21 protein-coding genes are annotated in these 23,883 nt (G+C 73.1%); 10 read left to right on the top strand and 11 right to left on the bottom strand.

Translation table 11 applies throughout. The annotated features are described in order from the left end of the window. Positions 1–17: 17 nt before the first annotated feature. Complete coding sequence (gene recA / locus JOD49_RS03470) at positions 18–1,115, top strand: recombinase RecA (protein ID WP_205305980.1); 1,098 nt, start codon at positions 18–20, stop codon at positions 1,113–1,115. 23 nt (positions 1,116–1,138) lie between these two features. Further along, positions 1,139–2,122, top strand: coding sequence for a regulatory protein RecX (locus JOD49_RS03465; protein WP_205305979.1), 984 nt, complete (start codon positions 1,139–1,141; stop codon positions 2,120–2,122). Between the two features lie 127 nt (positions 2,123–2,249). Here the strand turns inward: JOD49_RS03465 and JOD49_RS03460 are convergent, their stop codons facing one another. The 4 genes from JOD49_RS03460 to JOD49_RS03445 all read right to left on the bottom strand — a co-directional run bounded on the left by JOD49_RS03460 (position 2,250) and on the right by JOD49_RS03445 (position 5,899). After that, positions 2,250–3,158 (bottom strand): amino acid ABC transporter permease, encoded by a 909-nt coding sequence (locus tag JOD49_RS03460; RefSeq protein ID WP_205305978.1) that lies wholly within the window; start codon positions 3,156–3,158, stop codon positions 2,250–2,252. After that, positions 3,155–3,844, bottom strand: a complete 690-nt coding sequence (locus JOD49_RS03455; RefSeq protein WP_205305977.1) for an amino acid ABC transporter permease — start codon at positions 3,842–3,844, stop codon at positions 3,155–3,157. The genes JOD49_RS03460 and JOD49_RS03455 overlap by 4 nt, the downstream gene beginning before the upstream one ends. A 114-nt stretch (positions 3,845–3,958) precedes the next feature. Beyond that, the gene (locus JOD49_RS03450; protein ID WP_205305976.1) at positions 3,959–4,819 is read right to left on the bottom strand and encodes a glutamate ABC transporter substrate-binding protein; all 861 of its coding nucleotides are present in this window, start codon (positions 4,817–4,819) and stop codon (positions 3,959–3,961) included. Positions 4,820–5,065: 246 nt separating this feature from the next. Then, complete coding sequence (locus JOD49_RS03445) at positions 5,066–5,899, bottom strand: amino acid ABC transporter ATP-binding protein (protein ID WP_205305975.1); 834 nt, start codon at positions 5,897–5,899, stop codon at positions 5,066–5,068. 278 nt (positions 5,900–6,177) lie between these two features. Here JOD49_RS03445 and miaB point away from each other — a divergent pair, with 278 nt between their 5' ends. After that, a complete protein-coding gene (gene miaB, locus JOD49_RS03440) occupies positions 6,178–7,746 on the top strand; it encodes a tRNA (N6-isopentenyl adenosine(37)-C2)-methylthiotransferase MiaB (protein ID WP_239525675.1) in 1,569 nt (522 codons plus the stop codon). A 136-nt stretch (positions 7,747–7,882) separates the two neighbouring features. On the opposite strand, the gene JOD49_RS03435 is transcribed toward miaB, so the two are convergent. Both JOD49_RS03435 and JOD49_RS03430 read right to left on the bottom strand, forming a co-directional pair. After that, positions 7,883–8,386, bottom strand: a complete 504-nt coding sequence (locus JOD49_RS03435) for a type III secretion system chaperone family protein (protein WP_205305973.1) — start codon at positions 8,384–8,386, stop codon at positions 7,883–7,885. Then, entirely contained in the window at positions 8,383–9,024 is a 642-nt protein-coding gene (locus tag JOD49_RS03430) for a type III secretion system chaperone family protein (RefSeq protein WP_205305972.1), read from the bottom strand. Before JOD49_RS03430 ends, JOD49_RS03435 begins: the two co-directional genes overlap by 4 nt. Positions 9,025–9,083: 59 nt before the next feature. Between JOD49_RS03430 and JOD49_RS03425 the strand changes: the two genes are divergently transcribed. Then, the gene (locus JOD49_RS03425; RefSeq protein WP_205305971.1) at positions 9,084–9,755 is read left to right on the top strand and encodes a hypothetical protein; all 672 of its coding nucleotides are present in this window, start codon (positions 9,084–9,086) and stop codon (positions 9,753–9,755) included. Beyond that, the gene (locus JOD49_RS03420; protein WP_205305970.1) at positions 9,752–10,432 is read left to right on the top strand and encodes a DJ-1/PfpI family protein; all 681 of its coding nucleotides are present in this window, start codon (positions 9,752–9,754) and stop codon (positions 10,430–10,432) included. Before JOD49_RS03425 ends, JOD49_RS03420 begins: the two co-directional genes overlap by 4 nt. 114 nt (positions 10,433–10,546) lie before the next feature. Here the strand turns inward: JOD49_RS03420 and JOD49_RS03415 are convergent, their stop codons facing one another. From JOD49_RS03415 to JOD49_RS03405, 3 genes are read right to left on the bottom strand one after another with little or no spacing between them, the layout of a single operon-like run. After that, positions 10,547–12,619: a serine/threonine-protein kinase gene (locus tag JOD49_RS03415; protein WP_205305969.1), complete on the bottom strand. Its 2,073-nt coding sequence runs from the start codon at positions 12,617–12,619 to the stop codon at positions 10,547–10,549. Further along, entirely contained in the window at positions 12,616–14,571 is a 1,956-nt protein-coding gene (locus JOD49_RS03410; protein ID WP_205305968.1) for an HSP90 family protein, read from the bottom strand. Before JOD49_RS03410 ends, JOD49_RS03415 begins: the two co-directional genes overlap by 4 nt. After that, positions 14,568–15,068, bottom strand: a complete 501-nt coding sequence (locus JOD49_RS03405; RefSeq protein WP_205305967.1) for a type III secretion system chaperone family protein — start codon at positions 15,066–15,068, stop codon at positions 14,568–14,570. Before JOD49_RS03405 ends, JOD49_RS03410 begins: the two co-directional genes overlap by 4 nt. Before the next feature lie 202 nt (positions 15,069–15,270). On the opposite strand from JOD49_RS03405, the gene miaA reads away from it, so the two are divergent. Further along, a complete protein-coding gene (gene miaA / locus JOD49_RS03400; RefSeq protein WP_205305966.1) occupies positions 15,271–16,224 on the top strand; it encodes a tRNA (adenosine(37)-N6)-dimethylallyltransferase MiaA in 954 nt (317 codons plus the stop codon). Beyond that, the gene (locus JOD49_RS03395; RefSeq protein WP_205305965.1) at positions 16,221–17,198 is read left to right on the top strand and encodes a diaminopimelate epimerase; all 978 of its coding nucleotides are present in this window, start codon (positions 16,221–16,223) and stop codon (positions 17,196–17,198) included. The genes miaA and JOD49_RS03395 overlap by 4 nt, the downstream gene beginning before the upstream one ends. Before the next feature lie 112 nt (positions 17,199–17,310). On the opposite strand, the gene JOD49_RS03390 is transcribed toward JOD49_RS03395, so the two are convergent. After that, positions 17,311–17,994, bottom strand: a complete 684-nt coding sequence (locus JOD49_RS03390) for a class I SAM-dependent methyltransferase (RefSeq protein WP_307822359.1) — start codon at positions 17,992–17,994, stop codon at positions 17,311–17,313. A 239-nt stretch (positions 17,995–18,233) separates the two neighbouring features. On the opposite strand from JOD49_RS03390, the gene hflX reads away from it, so the two are divergent. The 3 genes from hflX to JOD49_RS03375 all read left to right on the top strand — a co-directional run bounded on the left by hflX (position 18,234) and on the right by JOD49_RS03375 (position 22,944). After that, the gene (gene hflX, locus JOD49_RS03385) at positions 18,234–19,763 is read left to right on the top strand and encodes a GTPase HflX (RefSeq protein ID WP_205305963.1); all 1,530 of its coding nucleotides are present in this window, start codon (positions 18,234–18,236) and stop codon (positions 19,761–19,763) included. Positions 19,764–19,854: 91 nt separating this feature from the next. Further along, positions 19,855–21,912, top strand: a complete 2,058-nt coding sequence (locus JOD49_RS03380; RefSeq protein WP_307822358.1) for an ATP-dependent DNA helicase — start codon at positions 19,855–19,857, stop codon at positions 21,910–21,912. Between the two features lie 78 nt (positions 21,913–21,990). Then, on the top strand, positions 21,991–22,944 hold the full coding sequence (locus JOD49_RS03375) for an L-lactate dehydrogenase (RefSeq protein ID WP_307822357.1): 954 nt from the start codon (positions 21,991–21,993) through the stop codon (positions 22,942–22,944). A 114-nt stretch (positions 22,945–23,058) separates the two neighbouring features. Here JOD49_RS03375 and lexA read toward each other — a convergent pair whose 3' ends face one another. Then, a complete protein-coding gene (lexA, locus tag JOD49_RS03370) occupies positions 23,059–23,808 on the bottom strand; it encodes a transcriptional repressor LexA (protein ID WP_205305962.1) in 750 nt (249 codons plus the stop codon). Positions 23,809–23,883: the final 75 nt, after the last annotated feature.

Raw genomic sequence — 23,883 nt, 5'->3', positions numbered from 1 at the left:
ACGCAAAGGTGAGCGACATGCCCGCACCCGCAGACCGCGAGAAGGCGCTCGAAGCCGCCCTCGCCCAGATCGACCGCAACTTCGGCAAGGGCTCGGTGATGCGCCTCGGCGAGGAGGGGCGTGCGCCCGTCGAGGTGATCCCCACGGGGTCGATCGCCCTGGACATCGCGCTCGGCATCGGTGGCCTCCCGCGCGGTCGCGTCGTGGAGATCTACGGCCCCGAGTCCAGCGGCAAGACGACCGTCGCCCTGCACGCCGTCGCGAGCGCCCAGCGCGCGGGCGGTATCGCGGCGTTCATCGACGCCGAGCACGCCCTGGACCCCGAGTACGCGAAGAAGCTGGGCGTCGACACCGACGCGCTGCTCGTCTCGCAGCCGGACACGGGGGAGCAGGCACTCGAGATCACCGACATGCTGATCCGCTCGGGAGCCATCGACATCATCGTCATCGACTCGGTCGCGGCCCTCGTGCCCAAGGCCGAGATCGAGGGCGAGATGGGCGACAGCCACGTGGGCCTCCAGGCCCGTCTCATGTCGCAGGCGCTGCGCAAGCTCACGGGTGCCCTCAGCCAGTCCGGCACCACGGCGATCTTCATCAACCAGCTCCGCGAGAAGATCGGCGTCTTCTTCGGGACGCCCGAGACCACGACCGGTGGCAAGGCGCTCAAGTTCTACGCGTCGATCCGCCTCGACATCCGTCGCATCGAGACGCTCAAGGAAGGCACCGACGCGGTCGGCAACCGCACGCGCGTCAAGGTCGTCAAGAACAAGATGGCCCCGCCCTTCAAGCAGGCCGAGTTCGACATCCTGTACGGCGTGGGCATCTCCCGCGAGGGCGGTCTCATCGACATGGGTGTCGAGCACGGCTTCGTGCGCAAGTCCGGGTCCTGGTTCACCTACGGTGGCGACCAGCTCGGCCAGGGCAAGGAGAACGCGCGCTCGTTCCTGCGCGACAACCCGGACCTCGCCAACGAGCTCGAGAAGCGCATCAAGGAGAAGCTCGGCGTCGGCGCCAAGCTCGACGCTCCCGCGGACCCGGCTGCGGCCGGTGCGCCGGTCGTGCCCGCAGCCCCCGCGGCGGCCCCGGCCGGTAAGGGCAAGAAGGCCGTCCTCTGATCGTCGACGACCCGCTGGACCGCATGCCCGAGTGGGCGCGTCCCCTTCCCGGTGAGGAGGGGGACGCGCCCGTCGGCGCTTCCGGGCGGTCTCCGGGCGCAGCGAAGCCGGCGCGCGCCTCCCGCCCCGCGACGGACGGGCCGGAAGACGGCCCGCAGGGCGGGGCCACCGGGGGGCGCTCGGCGACGGGTCCCCGGACCGCCGGTCGGGGGAGCGGAGCCGGGTTCGGTTCCGGCGGGTTCGGCTCCGGCCGGCGCGGTGCCGGCGGGTCGGCGCGCTCACGCGAGGGCGGCAGCGGCGCGTCCGGCCGTGGCGGGTTCGGCGAGCGCAGCTCCTCGGGGTTCGGCAGCAGCGGGCTGGGCGGCGGCTTCGGCTCCACGTCCTCGCAACGGGGCGCCGGTGGGTCGCGCCGCAAGGAGTACTCGGGGGAGCGCAAGGAGCGCAAGCCCCGCCCCACGGTCGCCGACCGCGTCGAGTCGGGAGCGCTCGCCGGGCCCGAGCTCACCGAGCACGCCCGCGAGGCGATCCTGCGGACGCTCACGGCAGCCCCCAAGAGCAGGCGTCAGCTCATGGACGCCATGACCCGCAAGGGCTACCCGCCCGAGGTCCTCGAACCGATCCTCGAGCGCTTCGAGGAGGTCGGCCTCGTCGACGACGCCGAGTACGCGGGGATGATCGTCCGCACCCGCCACGGCGAGCGCGGGCTCTCGCGCCGCGCCATCGCGCAGGAGCTGCGGCGCAAGGGTATCGACGACGACACCGCGACCGGGGCCCTCGACCAGGTCGACGACGACGACGAGGCAGCGGCGGCCCGCGACCTGGTCCAGCGGCGCCTCGCCCGCACGACCGGGCTCGACCGCGAGGTCCGTACCCGACGCATCGTCGGGATGCTCGCCCGCAAGGGGTACAGCCCCTCGCTCGCGCTCGGCCTGGTCCGCGAGGAGCTGGCCCGCGAGGGGGAGCCGGCGGACGACGACGAGCCCTTCGGCGGGTTCGACGACCTCTGAGGGCGAGCGACGCCGTCGGGCCGCGCCCCGAGCGCTCCGGCCGTGCGGGCATGCTCGGGCACGAGACGGCCGTCCCGGTCCGTGGTGGACCGGGACGGCCGTGCCGTGCTCGCACCGCGGTGGGCGCCTACTTCGGCGCGGGCGGTGCGACAGGAGCCGTGCCCACCGGAGCCGCACCACGAGCCCCGACCGCGAGGCCCGGCGTCGCAGCCCGGACGGGCCCCGCAGTCCGTCCCTTGAGGCGCCGGGCGAGGATCTCGGCGACCTTCGACAGCACGTAGTTGATCGTGATGAACAGGATCGCCGCGACGAGCAGCGACTGGAGGATGTTGCCGTAGGCCGACCCGAGGCGCCGCGACTCCTGCAGGAGCTCGGTGTACGTGATGATGTAGCCGAGCGCCGTGTCCTTGAGGACCACGACGAGCTGGGAGACCAGGGCCGGGAGCATCGCGATCAGGGCCTGCGGCACCTCGACCGACCGGAGCGACTGTGCCGGTGTCAGACCGACCGCGAGAGCGGCCTCGTGCTGGCCCGTGGGCAGCCCGTAGACCCCCGAGCGGACCAGCTCCGCGACGACCGACCCGTTGTAGAGGATCAGGGCGATCACGACGGCCCAGAACGGGGCGTCGGGCACCTTGAGCTGGGCCAGGAAGAGCCAGAAGAAGATCATCATGAGCAGCACCGGGACCGCCCGGAAGAACTCGACGACCAGCCCCGCGAGCCAGCGGACGAGCCGGATCTGCGAGAGCCGCCCGATGCCGAAGAGCAGCCCGAAGACGAGCGCCCCGACGATCGCCACGCCCGCGGCCCGCAGGGTGTCGAGCAGCCCGGGCAGGTAGAAGTTCTCCCAGGCGTCGGCCGTGAAGATCGGTTGCCACTTCTCCGCGGTGAGCTGCCCCTCGCGGCCCAGCAGGACCAGGGCGTACGCCGCGACCCCCGCGACCACGATCGCGCCCACGACGTTGCCGACCACGATGGTGCGGCGCCCTCGGGGTCCCGGTGCGTCGAACAGGACCGTCTGCTGCTGCGCGGTCATCGCTTCACCGCCAGGCGGCGGGACAGTGCCGTCGTCGCGAGGCCCACCGGGATCACGAGGATCACGTAGCCGATCGCGAAGGTCAGGAAGATCGCGATGATGACGTCGGAGTCGAACTCGATCATGGTCTTCATGAGGCTTGAGGTCTCCGTCGCGACACCGGCCGCGGCGGCCACGGTCGAGTTCTTGATGAGGGCGATGAGCACGTTGCCGAGCGGGGCGACCGACCCGCGGAACGCCTGCGGCAGGATGATGATGCGCGCAGCGGGCAGGAACGACAGGCCGATCGCGCGCGCGGCCTCGGCCTGACCGATCGGGACCGTGTTGACCCCCGAGCGGATCGCCTCGCACACGAACGCCGCGTGGTAGACCGCGAGCCCGAGGACCGCGAACCGGAAGAAGTTCGACGGGAAGTCGTCGGCGAGCTGGATCTTGAGCTGGCCCCAGACCCCGAGGGTCAGGAAGACCATGATGATCGTCAGGGGCGTGTTGCGGAACAGCGTGACGTACGTGGCGCCCGCCCACTGCAGGCTCGGGATCGGGGAGATCCTCATGAGCGCGAGCGCCGTGCCGAGGACGAGCGCGAGGATCGCGGCCCAGAACGTGAGCTGGATGTTGACCCAGAACGCGCCCAGCACGTCGTAGGACTCGAAGAGTCGCAGGAACTGAGAGAGGTAGTCACCCACTACGGGTCACCCTTCGCGAGGTGCGGCGCGGACGCCGCACGGGACCGGACAGGGACGGGTGCCGGGCCGGACCCGCGTCCGTGAGGACACGAGCCCGGCCCGGCAGCGGACCTGTCAGGCGCAGGCGTCCGGCGTCGGCGGGTTCTCCGAGGCGTTGGGCGTGTAGCCCGTGCCCTCGGTGTTGGCCGTGATGGCCTCCTCCCAGGAGCCGTCCTCGATCATCTCGGTGATCGCGGCGTTGATGTCCTCGCACTTGTCGCTGCTCTGCGGGATCCCGACGCCGTAGAGCTCGGTCGAGAACGGTGCACCGACGACCTTGACCTTGCCCTTGTTCGCGGGCTGGGCCGCGAGGCCGGCCAGGATGATGTCGTCGGTGGTGACCGCGTCGACCTGGCCCGAGAGCAGGGCCGTGACACACTCTGCGTAGCCCGGCTGCTCGAGGAGCTGGACGCCCGCGGCGTACTCGTCCTTGATGCGCTGGGCCGAGGTCGAGCCCGTGACCGAGCACAGGTTCTTGCCCTCGAGGTCCTCGGGTCCCTTGATGTCGGTGTTGTCCTCGGCGACGAGCAGGTCCTGCCCGGCGACGAAGTACGGACCGGCGAACGCGACGGTCTCCTTGCGCTTGTCGGTGATCGAGTAGGTCGCGAAGATCATGTCGACCTGGTCGGTGCTCAGGAGCGTCTCGCGCTGGGCCGACGGCGCTTCCTTCCACTCGATCTGGTCCTCGGAGTAGCCGAGCTTCTCGGCGACGTAGCGGGCGACGTCGGTGTCGAACCCCGTGTAGGTGTCGCCCTCCTTGAAGCCGAGGCCGGGCTGGTCGAACTTGATGCCGATCGTGATCTTCTCTCCGCCGGCGCTCGCGGACGAGCCGTCGGTCGATCCGCCGCCGTCGTCGCTGCCCCCGCACGCGCTCAGGGCGAGTGCGGCGGTCGCGGCGAGCGCGACGAGTCCTCCGGTACGGGTGCGTGTGCGCATGGTGTCTTCCCCTTCGTCGGTGCCGAGCCGTCACGGGAGTCCTGGTGGTCACCCGCTGCGCCCGGCGGTCGTTGCCGGTCGAGCTGTTCGGTTGCTACAGGTGGGTCCGGGCTCGTCGGTGAGCCCGAGGACCGTGGGGCGTGCCTTGTGCTGTGGGGACTGCTGGTCGCGAGACTGGGTCGTGGGGGTGGTCGCCGCGGACGCGTCGGTGCGTCGGCGGGTCGAGTGGGTCAGTGGGTCAGTGGGTCAGTGGGTCAGGATCTTGGACAGGAAGTCCTGGGCGCGGTGGCTCTTCGGGTTCGTGAAGAACTCCTCGGGCGGGGCCTCCTCGACGATCTGGCCGTCGGCCATGAAGACCACGCGGTGGGCCGCCTTGCGGGCGAAGCCCATCTCGTGCGTCACGACGATCATGGTCATGCCCTCCTTGGCGAGGGCGACCATGACGTCGAGGACCTCGTTGATCATCTCCGGGTCGAGCGCCGAGGTCGGTTCGTCGAAGAGCATGACCTTGGGGTGCATGGCCAGCGCCCGGGCGATGGCGACGCGTTGCTGCTGCCCGCCCGAGAGCTGGGCCGGCATCTTGTCGGCCTGGTTCCCGATCCCGACGCGGTCGAGCAGGGCCAGAGCCTCCTTCTTGGCCTCCGCGGGCTTCGTCCTGCGGACCTTGAGGGGGCCGAGCGTGACGTTGTCGAGGATGGTCTTGTGGGCGAAGAGGTTGAAGGACTGGAACACCATGCCGACGTCCGCGCGCAGCCGGGCGAGCTCCTTGCCCTCCTCCGGCAACGGCTCGCCGTCGATCACGATCGTGCCGGAGTCGATGGTCTCGAGCCGGTTGATGGCACGGCACAGCGTGGACTTCCCCGAGCCCGAGGGGCCGATCACGACGAGCACCTCGCCGCGCCGGACCGTGAGGTCGATGTCCTGCAGGACGTGGAGGTCCCCGAAGTGCTTGTTGACCCCGTGGAGCTCGACGAGCGGAGGTCCGAGCTCGTCGTCACGCGAGGGCGCGTCGGGTGGTGGCGAGGGTGCGGTGGGCGACGCGTCGTGAGCGTCGCTCGGGGTGGTGGGTTGCGCGTCCATTTCATGAACCTAGGGGGGTTTTGTTGCGCACGCCACCGTTTCCGGCAACAGTTCGGCAACGGACGGGCAACAGATGCCCGGCTGGCGGCGAAAGAGCGTTTCGGTCCGGCGCCCGGCGCGCCGTACCCTTGACGGTGATGTTCTCCACCGCCCTCCGCCCCGAAGACAGCCCCACCGCGGGTCCCGCCGACGTGCTCGCGGTCGACCCGCCGGGGGACGTCGAGCCCGCAGCCGCGGTTCCCGGCGGCGAGGTGCCCGCTGCGGCGCGGCGGACCTACATGGTGCGCACGCTCGGCTGCCAGATGAACGTCCACGACTCCGAGCACATGGCGGGCATGCTCGAGCAGGCCGGGTACACGCGGGCCGAGGCGGCGGACGAGGCCGCGCACCGTGCCGACGTCGTGGTCATCAACACGTGCGCCGTCCGGGAGAACGCTGCCACGCGCCTGTACGGGAACCTCGGCCAGCTCGCGTCGATCAAGGCCAAGCGCCCGGGCATGCAGATCGCGGTCGGTGGCTGCCTCGCGCAGAAGGACCGCTCGGGCATCGTCGAGAAGGCACCGTGGGTCGACGTCGTGTTCGGCACGCACAACCTGGACGCGCTGCCCGTGCTCCTCGAGCGCGCCCGGCACAACGAGGCCGCACAGGTCGAGATCGCCGAGTCGCTCCAGGTCTTCCCGTCGACCCTGCCGACCAAGCGCGAGTCCGTGTACGCGGGCTGGGTGTCGATCAGCGTGGGCTGCAACAACACGTGCACGTTCTGCATCGTGCCGCACCTGCGCGGCAAGGAGCGCGACCGGCGACCGGGCCAGGTCCTCGCCGAGGTCCAGGCGCTCGTCGACCAGGGCGCGATCGAGGTGACCCTGCTCGGGCAGAACGTCAACAGCTACGGCGTCGAGTTCGGTGACCGCGGCGCGTTCGCCAAGCTCCTGCGCGCGTGCGGTGAGATCGAGGGGCTCGAGCGTGTGCGCTTCACGTCCCCGCACCCGGCCGCCTTCACCGACGACGTGATCGCCGCCATGGCCGAGACGCCCAACGTCATGCCCCAGCTCCACATGCCGCTCCAGGCCGGGTCGGACCGCGTCCTGCGGGCCATGCGACGCTCCTACCGCTCGGAGAAGTTCCTCGGGATCCTCGACCGGGTGCGGGCGGCCATGCCCGACGCGTCGATCACCACGGACCTCATCGTGGGCTTCCCCGGGGAGACCGAGGAGGACTTCGCGGAGACGCTGCGGGTCGTCGAGGCCTCGCGCTTCTCCTCGGCCTTCACGTTCCAGTACTCGCAGCGCCCGGGGACCCCCGCGGCCTCGCTTCCCGACCAGCTGTCCAAGGAGGTCGTCCAGGAGCGCTACGAGCGTCTCCAGGCGCTCCAGGACCGCGTGAGCGCGGAGGAGTCGGCTCGGCAGGTCGGCCGCACGGTCGAGGTCCTCGTGACCGAGGGCTCGGGCCGCAAGGACGGCGCGACGCACCGCCTGACGGGCCGCGCCGCGGACAACCGCCTGGTCCACCTCGCGGTGCCGGACGAGGTCGTCGCGCTCATGGCCGGGCGCTCCGACGCCGACGTCACGGCCGACGACCCGCGCCTCGCCGACGACCTGGACCCGCGGCTGCCCCGCCCCGGCGACATGGTCACGGTCGAGGTCACCCGCTCCGCGCCGTACCACCTCGTCGCGGACTCGGTGCTCGACGGCGGCGCCTACGCGGTGCGCCGCACGCGCTCGGGCGACGCCTGGGTCGCGCGCGAGAAGACGCGTCTGGACGGCGGCGACGACCACGGCCACTCGCACGGTGCACCCGCGACGGGTGGACCCGTGAGCCTCGGGCTGCCGAGCCTGCGCCGCCCCTGACGGCCGGCCTCGAGGCCGCCTGACCGTCGGGGGTGCCGCCGGGCAGGCGGACTCGGCCACGGCATGCCACGGCATGCCACTGCGTGCCTCGGTGACGCTCGGCCGCGACCGGGGCCAGGCGGGGGACCGACCGGGGTCAGGTGGGCGGGAGCTGCCCACCGATCGTGCTGAAGAGCTGCACGGCCGTGCCCAGCCCGCACGACACGATCTGGCCGAGCTGGTCGTCGGTCACGCCCTGCTCGAGGTCGACCGACACCTCGGCGTACACGGCGAGCCCCTGGCTCTCCTCGCGGACGTAGACCTTGGGCCAGATGCGTTCACGGTTCCAGTCGTTGACCGCCTGCAGGAGCGCGAGCCGGCCCGCGACGGGCACGGTCGTCGACCAGCGCCCGCGGACCTGCACGATCTCCTGGTGGTCGCCCAGGAGCAGGAACCAGAACCGGTTCCCGTCCCAGGTGCCCGTGACGTCGCCGTCGTCGTCGATGCGGAAGTGGTAGCCCCGCCGCGAGAGGTAGTCGCCGATGCGCCGGGTCGAGAGCGGCGACGGGAGCTCGACGTCGACGGGGACGTCCTCGACGGGCTTGGGCCGGTGGTTGCCGAACAGGCGCGCGAGCCAGCTCGTCCGGGGGGCGGGGCTCACGGTGCCGACCTCGCGGGGTCCGGGTAGAACTCGTCGAGGGCGTCGAAGAACATCGATCCGGTGGACAGCCCGCACTGCAGGAGCTGGTCGAGCTGGTCGTCGTTCACGCCGTGCTCGAGGTCGACCGTGACCTCCGTGAACACGTGGACCATGCCGTTGTCGCGCACACGCGTGTAGGCCTTGGGCCAGATGCGGTCGGCGTTCCACTCGTTGCAGAACTCGAGGATCTCCTCGAGCCGCTCGATCGTGATGTCCCGGTTCCACTGGCCCCGGACCTGCAGGATCTCGTGCCGGGAGCCGAACAGCAGGAAGTAGAAGAGCCGCCCGTGCCACAGCCCGCCGGCATCACCCTCGGCGTCGACGAAGTAGCTGTACCCGGCGTCGGCGATCCACTCCAGGACGCGTGCGCGGTGCAACGGGGTGGGGATCTTGTCGTGCTCGATGTCGGCGATCATGGTGCCGCCGAGCTCGCGGAGCAGCAGGCTCTCGACCGAGGCGTGCAGCGCGGCGTCGTCGAGCGAGGAGTCCGAGCGACCGTCCGCCTCGCTCCAGGCGCTCTCGTCCGGAGCGTCCTGCCTGCTCTGGTCGCCCGACTCGTCTCCTGCCTGGTGTCCCCGTCTGCCGCCGAAGAACCTCATGGGTCCACCCTACCTGCGCCCGCTGGGGATCGCCCTGCTCGCGGGGTAGCGTGGCGCGCGTGATCGTTCGCGCCGTCGCCCTGCCCGGTACCCCGCTGCTCGTCCCGGGCGTCGCGGGCCGCTCCACGGTTCTCGTGGAGTCCCGCGCCCAGGCTCTCGACGCGCTCGGTGAGCTCGTCCGGGATGCCCGGCGCGTCGTCGTCGTGGACTGCGGGGCACCCCGGGCGGGGGACCGGCGGGGCGAGATGCGTCCGGGCCTGGAGGCGGCAGGCGTGGACCCGCGCTGGTGGGGCTGGGTTCCGCGGGCGGCGGCCACGGGGCTGCCCGTCGCAGGTGTCCCCGCGTCGGTCGCGCTCCTCGCCCTCGACGCGGCGGGCTGGGAGGGTCCCGTCGAGGTCGTCGAGCTCGGGACCGCGACGGTCCCGGAAGCGGGGGTCGGGATCGTGCGAGAGGTCCTGGCCGAGCCGGGCGCGGGACTCGTCGTGGTCACCGGCGGAAGCGCCCCGCGGCCCGACGGCGCCGCTCGCGCTGCGGTCACGGGTGCGGAAGGCGGCAGGGCGGGCGGCGAGGGTGTGGCGGCCCGCACAGCCGAGGACGCGGTGCTCCACGCGCTCGGCGAAGCCTGGGACCGCGACGCTCGGCAGGCGACGGGGGAGTACGAGGAACGCCCCTACGAGGTCGTGAGATTCCGGGTCCCGGCGCACGGGCGGGTTGCTACCGTGCCCCGGTGAGCCCACCTCTGCGCGTCGTCGCCCTGCTCTTCCCCGGCTGCACCCAGCTCGACCTGACGGGTCCCGCCCAGGTCTTCGCGCGCTTCCCCGGCGCGCAGGTGGACCTGGCGTGGCGCGACACCGAGCCGGTCGCCACGGACTGCGGATGGTCGATCGTCCCGACCACGACGCTCGCCGACGCACCCCCGGCCGACGTGCTCTTCGTGCCCGGTGGGGACGGGACGTTCGAGCTGCTCGGGGACGAGGACGTGCTCGCGTTCCTGCGCCGGCAGGCGGCCGGTGCCCGGTGGGTGACCTCGGTGTGCACCGGGTCGTTCCTGCTGGCCGCCGCCGGTCTGCTCGACGGCTACCGGGCCACGACCCACTGGGCGTCCTTGCCGCTGCTCGCAGAGCTCGGAGCGCTCCCGGTCGCCGAACGGGTCGTCGTCGACCGGGACCGCATGACGGGGGCCGGGATCACGTCCGGGATCGACTTCGCCCTGGTCCTCGCGGCCGAGGAGCTCGGTGAGGACGTCGCCCGCCGACTGCAGCTCATGCTGGAGTACGACCCGCAGCCGCCGTTCGACGCGGGGTCGCCCGCCACGGCCGATCCCGCCGAGGTGGCCGCGATCCGTGCCGCGATGCGGGACGCACGGCTGGGACGTGTGCAGCGTGCGGCAGCGCGCCGGGTGACCTGACCGGATCCGTGGGGCCGGGATCCACGCGGGGCGCACGCGGGGCGCACGCGGGGCGCACCGGTGCGCCGACCGGGCCAGGTCGCCCGGACCGGTCGGCGCACCGAGCACGCGCGGTCAGCGGTGGCTGACCGCTTCCGCCACCTGTCCGGCCTCGTCGTGCCGGCCCAGACGGCGCAGGACGGAGACGAGCTCGTTGCCCACGAGCGCCCGGGAGGCATGGTCCTGCGCGAGCCCGAAACCGTCGAGAGCCGACTCGAGCGCGAGGACCCCGCTCTCGAGGTCGCCCGCGTCGGAGCGCGTGGTCCCGGCGAGCCAGAACGCGTGCGCCGCGCCGCCCAGGTCGCCCGCGCGGGCGTACTCCTCGGCGACGGCCTCGGCGGCCGAGGACGCTCGCTCGTGCTCGCCGAGCGTGGCCAGGAGCCGGGCGCGCGTGTCGAGGAGCTCGCGGCGCTCGCGGGCAGCGCGCTCCTCCTGCGCCGCGGCGATCCCCGTACCCGCAGTGCCGACGGTGCCCGCTGTGCCCGCTGTGCCCGCTGTACCCGCTGTACCCGCTGAACCCGAGGTGCCCGAGGTCCCGTCGACGACCGTGTCGCCGGCCTCCGCCAGAGCCTTGTCGACGGCCACGAGCCCTGCGCCCGCGTCACCTGCTCTCGCGGTGAGCCGGGCGTAGGCCCGCACGACCGGCCCCCGGTACGCGGGGGCGACGCCACCCGCGCGCAGGAGCGCCAGGGCCCGGGGGAAGGCCGCGAGGGCGCCCTCGACGTCCTGCTCGTCCACCGCGAGCTGTGCAGCCTCTGCCAGCGCGAAGCCCGCCTCGTCGAGGGCGCCCTCGGCCTCGAGCAGTGCGGCGGCCCGCTGGTACAGGCCCGCGGACCCCGCGGGGTCGTCGGACCGGACGTCCTCGGCCCTGGCCACGAGAGACGGCGCGTCCCCGGCTCGCGCGACGCGGTCCTCGGACGTGACCGCGCTGCCCGCGGTGAACGCCGAGATGTCGGCGGGTCCGCCCGTCGCCGGGGCGGTCTCGGTGGTTCCGGCCGCGGCCGTGGCGGACCGGCTCGTCGCCGGGACGGGCGCGTCGGCCCTCACGGTCCCGAGCACGCTCAGGCTCACGGGCAGGAGCGTCGGGACGCTCGCCCACACCTCTTCGGTGCGCCGGGCCGTCGCGTCGGTGCCGTTGCGCGCGTCGAACGCGGCGGCGATCTCCCTGGCCTCACGGCGCACCCAGGCGTCGAGCTCGGCGACCGTGGACGCCGGGACCTCGCGCAGAGCGACAGGACGCTCACCGTGCTCCGCCACGAGCAGCGACGTCGCCGTCCCGACGCTGAGGAGGAACGCCCAACGGTCGCGAGGGGAGTCCGCGGTCACGAGGTGGTCCTGGTGCTCCACGATCCGGGTCAGCGCACGCTCGACGTTGCCCGTCCGCGCGAGGAACTCGATGTGGCGGCCCTGCGGCCCCTCCATCGAGACCCCGTTGTCGAGGTGCCGCAGGCCCCTGCGGTGGGTCGCCGCCGCCTTGTCCGCGTCCCCCGTCTCGAGGTAGGCGAGCTGGAGCCGGGAGAGCATGTCGCCCGGCTCGGTCGCGCACTCGGGGGAGCCCGCGAGGACCTGCTCCAGGAGACGGATGCCCTCGTCCAGGCGCCCGGCGTCGAACAGGTAGGCGGCACGGTCGCCCGGTTCGCACGCCTCGCACTGCGAGAAGTCGTCCCGGGGCGTCGCGACCCAGGACTCGTACGCCGTCGCCGTGTCCTGTGTCCCCCGGGCACGAGCCCACTGGAACCGGGACATGGTCACGGCGTTCATCCCGTTGCCGGCGACCGCGTACCGACGTTCCATGTCGTCGAGTGTCCGCTCGATCTGCGCGGCCGGGACCGCGGGGAAGTCCATGAGGTTGCCGACCATCCACTTGAACGACCAGAACAGCGAGTGCGTGTCCTGCTCGTCGAAGTGCTCGGGGTGCTCGTCCCACCACCGCAGGAGCTGGGTGAAGGGCAGGTAGGCCTTGGTGACCTCGTTGCCCCAGACGTACGACTCGACGAGCACGAACAGCGCGTACGCCCGTGCCTCGACCGGGCCGTCGGCCGTGATCCGTGCGAGCTCCGCCTCGGCGGCGGTGCTCCGGGCCACGCCGTACGGCATCTCGCGGACGTGGGACAGCGCTTCGTTGGCCTCGTGGACCGTGCGGGTCATCGGTTCTCCTCCAGGGGGGTCGTGCCGGGGCGCAGCGCGCGGTCGAGCAGGACCCCGAGCGAGCCGTTCATGAGGGTGGCCTCCGAGGCCCGCAGGGGCCGGCCGGAGAGCAGCAGCGCGGTGACGTACAGGGACTGGGCGCCGGCCTCGAGCACCTGCGGGTCGGTCGTCGCGAGGAGCGACCGGACGGTCTCGTTGGTGTCGTTGAGCACGAGCTGCCGGGAACGGGCAGGACCCGCGAGTCCCGCGAGCACCTGACCCCAGACGTCGTCGGCGGCCTCCGCGGTGACCTGCGCCTCGCGCTGGTGGTCCCCGTCGCGGTCGTGCAGGAGCATCGCGGGCAGCGCCGAGGGCTCGAACGCGCGCACGATCGCCTCGCAGTCCTGCGGCGCGAGCGCGCCGTCGACGGCCCGGACGGCGTCGGCGACCTCGAGCTCGCGCAGCGGGTCCACCTCCAGGAGCGCCTGCGAGACGTCGTGCGCCGTCACGGGGGACAACCGCCACTGCGGGAAGCGTCGTGAGACGCGTTCGAGCAGGTCCGCGTCGTAGACGTACCCGCCGTTGACGAGCCCGAGCCCCTGGGCCGCGGCGACGGGCGCGACGCGGCGGAACTCCTCGACGCTGGGGGTCCACAGGAGGCGGGCCCCCTCCGGCAGGGTGGCGGCCAGGTCAGTGAGCGTGCCCGTCCCCTCGGTGGTCTCGAACGGCAGGACCCGGGCCGCGAGGTCGAGCATGTCGTCGTCCTGGAGGGCGAGAGCCCGCACGGCGAGGTGGTGCACGCGCAGGAACGCGCGGCTCGCGGGGGAGTTCTCGGCCAGCGTGGCCAGCGCCCACTCCCGGACCTGGGCGCCGAGGGCCTCGCGCGTCGCGAGCAGGACCTCGTCCTCGTAGAGCCCCTCGCGCGACGCGGTGGGGCGCAGCGCGGAGGCGTCCAGGACGCAGCGGACGAAGAACGCCCACGGCGGCAGGAGGTCGTCGACCCGGGTCCCCAGGAGCATGCGCTTGAGGTACACGCGGTGGCTCGACGGCGTCGTGGGGGAGACCGCCGCGGGCAGCACGTACGCGACGCCCGTCAGGCCCGCGAGCGGGAGGTCGAGGTCGATGCGGGCCAGCGGCGTGAAGCCGAGCGTCTGCTCGGCGTACCGCGTCAGTGCCGCGTCGCGCTCGGCGGGCGTCGCGTGCTGCTCCCTCCACGGAAGCTCCTTGCCGCTCAGCCGACGCCAGACCGTGGGCGACGTCTCGCCGACGGCGGCCGCGAGGGACCCGTCGACGGCGTGGTCGGCCGTGCCGCCCCCGCCGGCCCCGTGAACCTCGTCGGTCGTGCCCAGGTCGAGGCGGACCTCGACCTGGAGGTCGACCGGCAGCAGCGACCCGAAGTCCTGCGCGAGAGCCGTGACGGTCTCGGGAGCGAGCCAGTGCTCCATGTCGCGGCGCGGGCGCAGGCGGACGACGCTGCCCGGCTCGGCGGGCACCGTGGGGTCGTCGCCCGCGACCTCGGTCAGCTCGTAGCTGCCGTCCGCGAACCCGCGCCAGCGCACCGGGGCGGGAGCTGCGCCGTCGGGCAGGAGGCGTGCCGAGCGGGACGTGAGCTCGATCTCGTCGGCGACCATGAACGCGGACAGCAGACCGATGCCGAACTGGCCCAGGAACTCCTCGCGGCCCGTGCCGAGCTCGACGTCGCGCTTGGAGCTGCGCCCGATCGTGGCCAGCAGGTCGCCCGCCTCGGCGAGCGTCAGCCCGATGCCCGTGTCGGTGACCTCGAGCGAACCGTCGGGCAGGGGCCGCAGCCGGATCGCGGCAGGGGCGTCCTCACCGGCGACGTCCCGGCGCGCGGTGATGGCGTCCACGCCGTTCTGCAGGAGCTCGCGCAGGTAGACGCGCGGGCTCGAGTACAGGTGACGGGCGAGCAGGTCGACGACGCCGTGCAGGTCGACCTGGAACGTGCTCGTCACAGCGGCAGGTCCTCGACGAAGACGTTCGTGCCGGCCGCGCCGGCGTCCGGGTCGGGGAAGCGTGCGCCGAGCTGCTCGAAGAACTGCAGCCCCGAGTACAGCCCGCACTCGATCAGCTGGCCGAGCTGGTCGTCCGCCACCCCGTGCTCCAGGTCCGTCGACACCTCGGTGTAGACGGCCACGTGCTCGCCCTCGACGCGCGTGTACACCTTGGGCCAGATCCTGCTCTGGTTGAACTCGTTGGCGACCCGGGTCACCTGGGCCTCGTCGGAGGTGCTCAGCGTGCGGTGCCACCGTCCGCGGACCTGCAGGATCTCGTCCTTGCTCCCCATCACGAAGAAGTAGAAGACGTTCCCGTCCCACCCGCCGCCGAGGTCGCCGTCGTCGTCGATCCCGTAGGTCCACCCCTTGCCCGCCAGGAAGGCCTCGATCCGGTCACGCGTCAGCGGGGCGTTGGGGGCCTGGAGGGTGTCGCCGGGCTTGGTGAAGTAGCTCATGTCTCGTTCCTCGTCGTCGGTCGTCGCTGCGGTGCGGCGGCGGAGGCCGTCCGGGCGCGCTCTCGCCCGTCAGCCCCCCGGTGAGCCTACGCACGTCCACCCACACCAGGACAGGGTGGACTTGTCCGACGGGACTCCGGCCCGCCGGCGACGCCCGACCGGCGTTCGGGGACCGGGCCCGAACGCCGGGTACGGTTCTCGGATGCTCATCGTCGCCGTCGTCGGCCCCACCGCGACCGGGAAGTCGGACCTCGCCCTCGACCTCGCACAGGCCCTCGCCCCTGCCGAGATCGTCAACGCCGACGCCTACCAGCTCTACCGCGGCATGGACGTGGGGACCGCCAAGGTGCCGGTCGCCGAGCGCCGAGGCATCGTCCACCACGAGCTCGACGTGCTCGACCCCGCCGACGACGCGTCGGTCGCCGACTACCAGACCGCGGCGCGCGCCGACCTCGACGCGATCTCGTCCCGTGGCGGGCGGCCGGTCGTGGTGGGGGGCTCGGGGCTCTACGTGCGTGCGCTGCTCGACGAGATGAACTTCCCCGGCACGGACCCGGACGTCCGCGCCCGCCTCGAGGAGCGCGCCGAGCGCGAGGGGACCAGGGCGCTGCACGCCGAGCTCGCCCGGCGCGACCCCGCGGCGGCCACGTCGATCGGTCCCGCGAACACCCGGCGCGTCGTCCGGGCGCTCGAGGTCATCGCGATCACGGGCGAACCCTTCACCGCGAACCTGCCGCGCCAGGAGTACGTGCGCCCGGCCGTGCAGATCGGCCTCGACTGCGACCGGGAGACGCTCGACGCGCGCGTCGCGGGCCGCGTCGAGCGGATGTGGGAGCACGGGCTCCTCGACGAGGTCCGCGCGCTCGCGCCGAGCCTCGGACGGACCGCGGCGCGAGCGGTCGGGTACGCCGAGGTCCTGGCGCACCTGCGCGGGGAGATCACGGCCGACGAGGCACGCGAGCAGATCACCGCCAACACGCGCCGCCTGGCCCGCAAGCAGATGGGCTGGTTCGGCCGCGACCCGCGCGTCCACTGGCTCGACGCACAGTCGCCGACGCTCCTGACCGACGCGCTCGAGATCGTCCGGGCGGCGGACGAGGGCACCCTGGACGCGCGCACCGACGACCGTCCGACGCGCCGTAGTCTGGGCTCATGAGCCAGCCGCCGCCCCGTCCCACGACCCGTTTCGCCAAGGGCCACGGGACCCGCAACGACTTCGTCCTCATCGCGGACCTCGAGGGAAGCCGTGACCTCGACGCCGAGCAGGTCCGGGCGCTCGCGGACCGCCGGTCCGGGATCGGCGGCGACGGCGTCATCCGGCTCGTGCCCACCGCCTACGTGCCCGAGTCCGCGCAGGTCCTCGCCGAGGACCCCGACGCGATCTGGTTCATGGACTACCGCAACGCGGACGGTTCGATCGCCGAGATGTGCGGCAACGGGGTGCGCGTCTTCGCGGCCTTCGCCGAGCGGCTCGGCCTCGTGGACCTCGACGCGACCGACGCCGCCCCCGGCGACGACGCGACGGAGGCCGCCGCTCCCCGCGTGCTCGCGGTGGGCACGCGCGCGGGCGTCAAGTACGTGCGCAAGGAGGCGAACGGCTGGTACGCCGTGGACATGGGCCCGTGGTTCCTGCCGGGCGGTCGCACGGCCCTCGACGAGGGCTTCGACGCCGCGGTCGCGATCTCGGGCTGGGAGGTCCCGCGCCCCGCGCTGAGCGTCGACCTGGGCAACCCCCACACGGTCCTCGCGCTGCCGCAGGAGGACGAGCTCGCGGCGGCCGACCTCACGCAGGCACCGGTCGTCTCGCCGCTGCCCCCGCACGGCACCAACGTCGAGCTGGTCGTCCCGCTCGGCGAGGAGGTCTCGGTCGACGGGACCGTCGTCGGACGCCTGCGGATGCGCGTGCACGAGCGCGGCGTGGGCGAGACCGAGTCCTGCGGCACGGGGGCCTGCGCCGCGGCGCTCGCGGTCCGTGCCTGGGGCGGCCCGGCCTCGCCCGACGTGTGGCTCGTCGACGTGCCGGGCGGCACGGTGCGCGTGACCGCCCTGGAGGGCGGCCGCGTCGAGCTCGCCGGACCCGCGGAGATCGTGTTCGGGGCGGAGATCGACCTGGCTGCCCTCACGCGCTGACCACGGCACCTCGGGCACCGTCACGTGGCCCGACGGTGTCGCGCACCGGCGCGCTCGGCGCGCGACGTCCGTGGTCGCCTCGCGCGAGGCGACGGGTCGGCGCGGCGGGCGCTCAGCCCGCGCGCGCGACCTCGAGCACGCGGAACCCCTTGGCGCTCGCGAGCTTGCTGACCGTCAGGTCGTCGTCGAGGTGCTCGTTCAGCCAGGCCATGAGCGAGTCCGCGCCCAGGTTGCGCTGCACCACGAGGTGGGCCTCGGTGCCGGGCTCCAGGCGCGGCAACCAGTGCAGCAGCATGTCGTGCAGCACGTCCTTGCCGACCCGGATGGGCGGGTTGGACCAGATCGCGGCGAACCGGACGTCGTCCGGGACGTCCTCGGGGCGCGCCGCGCGGACGTTCTCCAGCTCCAGTCGTGCGGCGTTGCGCCGCACCAGGTCGAGCGCGCGCTCGTTGACGTCCACGGCCCACACGGTCGCGCCGGGCGACCCGAGCGCCATGGTCAGGGCGACCGGACCCCAGCCGCAGCCGAGGTCCAGGAGGTGCGCGGCGCCGTCGGGCCCGGACGTCACGGGCGGGAGGGGCGGGACCGAGCGCAGGAGGACCTGCGTGCCGAGGTCCAGGCGACCGGGGGAGAAGATGCCCGACGCGACCTCGACCGTGACCTCGCGGCCCGCGAGCCGGACCGTGAGCTCCCGGCGCTCCTCGGCGGAGGCGGGCCGTGCCGTGAAGTAGTGGTCGGGGGAGGAGTCGGGCGTCGCGTCGGGGGTCAGGTCCGGAGGCAGATCGGGTGGCGTCACGAGGACCGATCCTATCGGCCGGTACCCCGCCCGCCGCGGTGGCCCGGGAGCGTGCGGACGGCCGGTCCACGCTGCGCCCTGGGATGAACCACGGCCCCGCGGGGCGAATTGGTTCGCGTCGGGACGATCCGGCATGCCACGCTTGTTGTACGACATGCCGACCGGAACCCCTCCGGCCCGGCACGACCGGCCAGGGTCGCACCGACCCGGCGCCCGGACCCTCTGCTGAAAGGCGGCCCATGACCCAGACCCCCGCGAACCCCACCCCTGAGACCGAACCGGAGACCGTGCGCCCCGAGCGCGACATCGCCGGTGACGTCGTGGCACGGGTGCTCGCACGGGCGGGTACCGCGCGCGCCGAGGGAGGCACCCAGCACTCGGTCCACGACGGCGACCAGCTCGAGCTGGCCGAGCGCACCGCGCTGCGACGGGTCGCGAACCTGTCGACCGAGCTCGAGGACGTCACCGAGGTCGAGTACCGGCAGCTGCGGCTCGAGAAGGTCGTGCTCGTCGGGCTGTACAGCGGCAGCGGTGACGCCGCGGCGGCCGAGGCCGAGGTCTCGCTGCGCGAGCTCGCGGCCCTCGCCGAGACGGCCGGCTCCCAGGTGCTCGACGGCGTGCTCCAGCGCCGCCAGAAGCCGGACCCCGGCACCTACCTCGGCTCGGGCAAGGCCGAGGAGCTCGCGTCCGTCGTGGCCGTGAGCGGTGCGGACACGGTCGTGATCGACGGCGAGCTCGCGCCCTCGCAGCGCCGCGCGCTCGAGGACATCGTCAAGGTCAAGGTCGTCGACCGGACCGCGCTGATCCTCGACATCTTCGCCCAGCACGCCAAGTCACGGGAGGGCAAGGCCCAGGTCGAGCTCGCCCAGCTCGAGTACCTCCTGCCGCGCCTGCGCGGCTGGGGCGAGTCGATGTCCCGGCAGGCCGGTGGACAGGTGGGTGGCGCAGGTGCCGGCATGGGCTCGCGCGGACCCGGTGAGACCAAGATCGAGCTCGACCGTCGCCGCATCCGCGACCGCATGACCAAGCTGCGCCGAGAGATCGCCGCGATGGCCCCGGGCCGCGAGACCAAGCGGTCCTCGCGCAAGCGGCACGCGATCCCGTCGGTCGCGATCGCGGGCTACACCAACGCGGGCAAGTCGAGCCTGCTCAACGCCCTCACGGGCGCGGGCGTGCTCGTCGAGAACGCGCTGTTCGCGACCCTGGACCCCACGGTCCGTCGCGCCCAGACCGAGGACGGGCGCGTCTACACGCTCGCCGACACGGTCGGGTTCGTGCGGTCCCTGCCGCACCAGCTCGTCGAGGCGTTCCGCTCGACGCTCGAGGAGGTCGGTCAGGCCGACCTGCTGCTCCACGTCGTCGACGCGTCGCACCCCGACCCCGAGGGGCAGATCGCGGCAGTGCGCCACGTGCTGGCCGACATCCCGGGCATCGACCAGGTGCTCGAGGTCGTCGTGCTCAACAAGGTCGACGTCGCCGACCCCGACGTCGTCGCACGCATCCGCGGGCGCGAGCGCCGCACGATCCTCGTCTCGGCGCACACCGGGCAGGGGATCGACGACCTGCTCCAGCTCATCGCCGACGAGCTGCCGCGCCCCGACGTCTCGATCGACGTCGTGGTGCCCTACCACCGTGGCGACCTGGTCAACCGGGTGCACCTCACGGGCGAGATCGACCTCGAGGAGCACGTCGAGACCGGCACGCGCCTGCTCGGGCGCGTCGACGAAGGTCTGGCGCTCGAGCTCAACGCGGTGGCGGTCCGGGCCTGAGGTCGCGTCCGGCGGACCGGGCACGCGCCCGGCCCGGCGGGACCACGGGGGCGCACCCGGCCGTGTCGGTGGCCCCACGTAGACTCTCGGGGTGCCCGAGGAGACCACCACCACCCTGACCACGGGCCCCGCGACCCCTGACGTCGAGGAGCTGCTCGACCTCGCCGTCGGCGCCCTGGGCGGCGGTCGTCGCGCCGGGCAGCACCAGATGGCCGTGAACGTCGCGCGGACGATCGACGGCTCGGGCGGACCCGACCACCTGCTCGTCCAGGCCGGGACGGGCACCGGCAAGTCGCTGGGATATCTCGTGCCCGCCGTGCGCCACGCGGTCTGCGAGGACGAACGCGTCATCGTCTCGACCGCGACCCTCGCCCTCCAGCGCCAGATCATCACGCGCGACCTGCCGCTCGTCGCGCAGGCCGTCGCGGACCGGTTGCCGCGCGAGCCGCGGATCGCGCTCCTCAAGGGCTGGCACAACTACCTGTGCCAGCACAAGATCGAGGGCGGCTACCCGGCCGACGAGCCCACGCTGTTCGACCTGCCCACGGGCGGCGAGCGCGCGGGCGTCGCGGAGCACCCCGCGCCGGGCGCGGCCTCCGGGGCGGCGGCGCTGGGCGAGCAGGTCGTGCGGTTGCGCGAGTGGGCCCAGGAGACCACGACCGGGGACCGGGACGACCTCGTGCCCGGCGTCTCGGACAAGGCGTGGCGCCAGGTCTCGGTCACGGCCCTCGAGTGCCTGGGTTCCAAGTGCCCGCTGATCGACGACTGCTTCCCCGACCAGGCGCGCACGAGCGCCCGCGAGGCCGACGTCGTCGTGACCAACCACGCGATGCTGGGCATCGCCGCGTCGGGGTCGCCCGGCGTGCTGCCCGAGCACGGTGTCGTGGTCGTCGACGAGGCGCACGAGCTCAGCGACCGCGTCACGGCCGCCGCGACCGCGGACCTCTCCGTGCCGATCATCGAGCACGCCGCGCGCCTCGCGCGCCGCCACGGAGGAGTCCAGACGACGGACCTCGACCTGGCGACCGGGGCGTTCGGGACCGTCGTCGCGTCGCTCCCCGCGGAGCGCTTCCCCGACGGCCTGCCCGACGACGCGCGCTCGACCGTCGCGGCCGTCCGTGACGCGGCCCGCACCGTGCTGAGCGCCCTCAAGCCCGACACCTCGGGCGGGCCGCAGGCGCAGCCCGACACCGGCATGAAGATGGCCCAGGCGACCATGCTGCAGGTCTTCGAGATCGCCGAGCGCATGGCCCAGGACCCGACCGGCCACGACGTCCTGTGGTGCTCGCGCGCGGGCGACGACGGTCGGTGGAGCGGGGACGGGGTGAGCAAGCTGCACGCCGCGCCCCTCGCGGTCGCCGGTCTCATCCGGACCCACCTCCTGACCGAGCGCACGGGCGTCTTCACGTCGGCCACGCTCGCGCTCGGCGGCACGTTCGACCCCGTGGCCCGGTCCCTCGGTCTCGACGACGACGGCGCCACCTGGACCGGCGTGGACGTCGGCAGCCCGTTCGACTACCCCCAGCAGGGCATCCTCTACATCGCCAAGCACCTGCCGCAGCCCGGCCGGGAGGCCGCCACGGACGGCCAGCTCGACGAGATCGCCGACCTCATCACCGCTGCCGGGGGCCGGACCCTCGGGCTCTTCTCCTCACGGCGGGCTGCGCTCGCCGTCGCCGAGGCCATGCGTGAGCGCCTCGACGTCCCGATCCTGTGCCAGGGGGAGGACCAGCTCCCGACGCTCGTCAAGGAGTTCGCCGCAGACCCGGCGACGTGCCTGTTCGGGACGCTCTCGCTCTGGCAGGGCGTCGACGTGCCCGGTCCGAGCTGCCAGCTCGTGCTCATCGACCGGATCCCCTTCCCGCGCCCGGACGACCCCGTGAAGTCGGCGCGCGCGCGGGCGGTCGAGGCCGCCGGGGGCAACGGCTTCATGCAGGTCTCGGCCAACCACGCCGCGCTCCTGCTCGCGCAGGGCGCAGGGCGGCTCATCCGGTCGACCGCGGACCGCGGGGTCGTCGCGGTCCTCGACCCGCGCCTGGCGACCGCGCGGTACGGTTCGTACCTCACGAAGTCGATGCCGGACTTCTGGACCACGACGGACCGACGTGTCGTCCTCTCTGCGCTCGAGCGCCTCTCCGCCCTAGGCTGAGACCTGGCAGTCCACACGACGGACGTCACGGTGCTCGTGCAGCACCCGGCGTCCGACGCACCACGTCCAGGAGGCACAGTGCCCGCCCGTACCACCAAGCTCGCGATCGTCGGCGCAGGTTCCGTCGGATCGACTCTCGCCTATGCGGCGCTCATGCGCGGAGCGGCTCACACCGTGAGCCTCCTCGACATCAACAGGACCAAGGTCGAGGCCGAGGTCCTCGACCTCCAGCACGGCATCCAGTTCATGCCCATGGCCAAGGTCGAAGGATCGGACGACGTCGCGGTGTGTGCCGACGCCGACGTCGTGGTGTTCACGGCCGGAGCCAAGCAGAAGCCCGGGCAGACGCGCCTGGACCTCGCCGAGGCCACGATCTCCCTCGTGCGCAAGATCCTGCCCGGGCTCGTCGAGGTGGCACCCAACGCCGTCTACATCATGGTGACCAACCCGGTCGACGTGGTGACGTACGCCGCGCTCAAGTACTCGGGACTGCCGCCGAACCAGCTCTTCGGCAGCGGCACGGTCCTGGACTCCTCGAGGCTGCGGTTCCTCGTGGCGCAGCACTGCGGGGTCGCGGTCCAGAACGTGCACGCCTACATCGCGGGCGAGCACGGGGACAGCGAGATCCCGCTCTGGAGCTCGGCGACCATCAGCGGGGTGCCGCTGCTCGAGTGGCAGGGGCTCAAGGGTCGAGGACCGCTCACGGCCGAGGTGCGCGCGGACATCGCGCACGAGGTCGTGCAGTCGGCCTACCGCATCATCGAGGGCAAGGGCGCGACGAACTACGCCGTCGCGCTCGCCGCGACCCGCATCATCGAGGCCGTCCTCGACGACGAGCACCGGGTCCTGCCGGTGTCCTCGCTCCTCGAGGACTTCCACGGGATCAGCGACGTCTGCCTCTCCGTCCCCTCGCTGCTCGAGCGGCGTGGCTGCGGCGAGCGGATCGAGGTCCCGCTGTCGGACCACGAGCTCGCGGGTCTGCGGGCGTCCGCGGACTCGGTGCGCGCCGTGGCCAAGAGCTTCGGCCTGTAGTCGTCGCCTCGGGGCCCGCGACGGGCGCCGGGCACGACGAAGGGGACGGCCCGCCGGGCCGTCCCCTTCGTCGTACTGAGCGCCGGTCCCCGAGGGGCGGGCGGGACGCTGTGCTCAGAGGCTGCGCAGCACCGAGACGACCCGGCCGAGGATCTGGGCGTCGTCCCCGGAGATGGGCTGGTACGCCGCGTTGTGCGGCATGAGCCACACGTGCTTGTCGATCCGCTTGAACGTCTTGACGGTGGCCTCGCCGTCGATCATCGCCGCGACGATCTCACCGTTCTCGGCGACGGGCTGGCGACGGACCACGACCCAGTCGCCGTCGCAGATCGCGGCGTCGATCATGGAGTCTCCGGCCACACGGAGCAGGAAGAGCTCGCCGTCACCGACGAGCTGGCGGGGGAGGGGGAACACGTCCTCGACCACCTGCTCGGCCAGGATGGGGCCACCGGCCGCGATGCGTCCCACGACGGGGACGTACGACGGGGTGGGACGCTCGGGTGAGTCCTCGGACGCATCGATGCCCTCGGCACGGCCGAACGCGCTGCCGGGGAGCGCCGAGATGGCCCGTGCGTCGTCGTTGTGGACGACCTCGATCGCCCGGGGGCGGTTGGGGTCCCTGCGCAGGTAGCCCTTGCGCTCGAGGGTCGTGAGCTGGTGCTTGACGCTCGAGGGGCTCGTCAGGCCGACGGCCTCGCCGATCTCGCGCATGCTCGGCGGGTAGCCCCGCTGGTCCACCGATGCACGGATCGTCTCGAGCACGAGGCGCTGGCGCGGCGTGAGGCCGTCGCCGCCCGTCGTGCCGTCGGGCAGCTCGTGCACCTTCGCGAGCCTGCCCGTGGTGTCGGCCACCCGTCCCGCCATCGTCGTCTCCGCCCTGCTCGGCCGTCTCGGTCCTGTCCCTGCGGAGCGGTGCCGCGAGGGGCACGGGCTCCTGAG

The organism is Oerskovia jenensis, from assembly GCF_016907235.1.
Taxonomy (GTDB): Bacteria; Actinomycetota; Actinomycetes; order Actinomycetales; family Cellulomonadaceae; genus Oerskovia; species Oerskovia jenensis.
The sequence above is the reverse complement of the archived record's forward strand: the minus strand, read 5'-3'. Positions and strand labels throughout refer to the sequence as shown.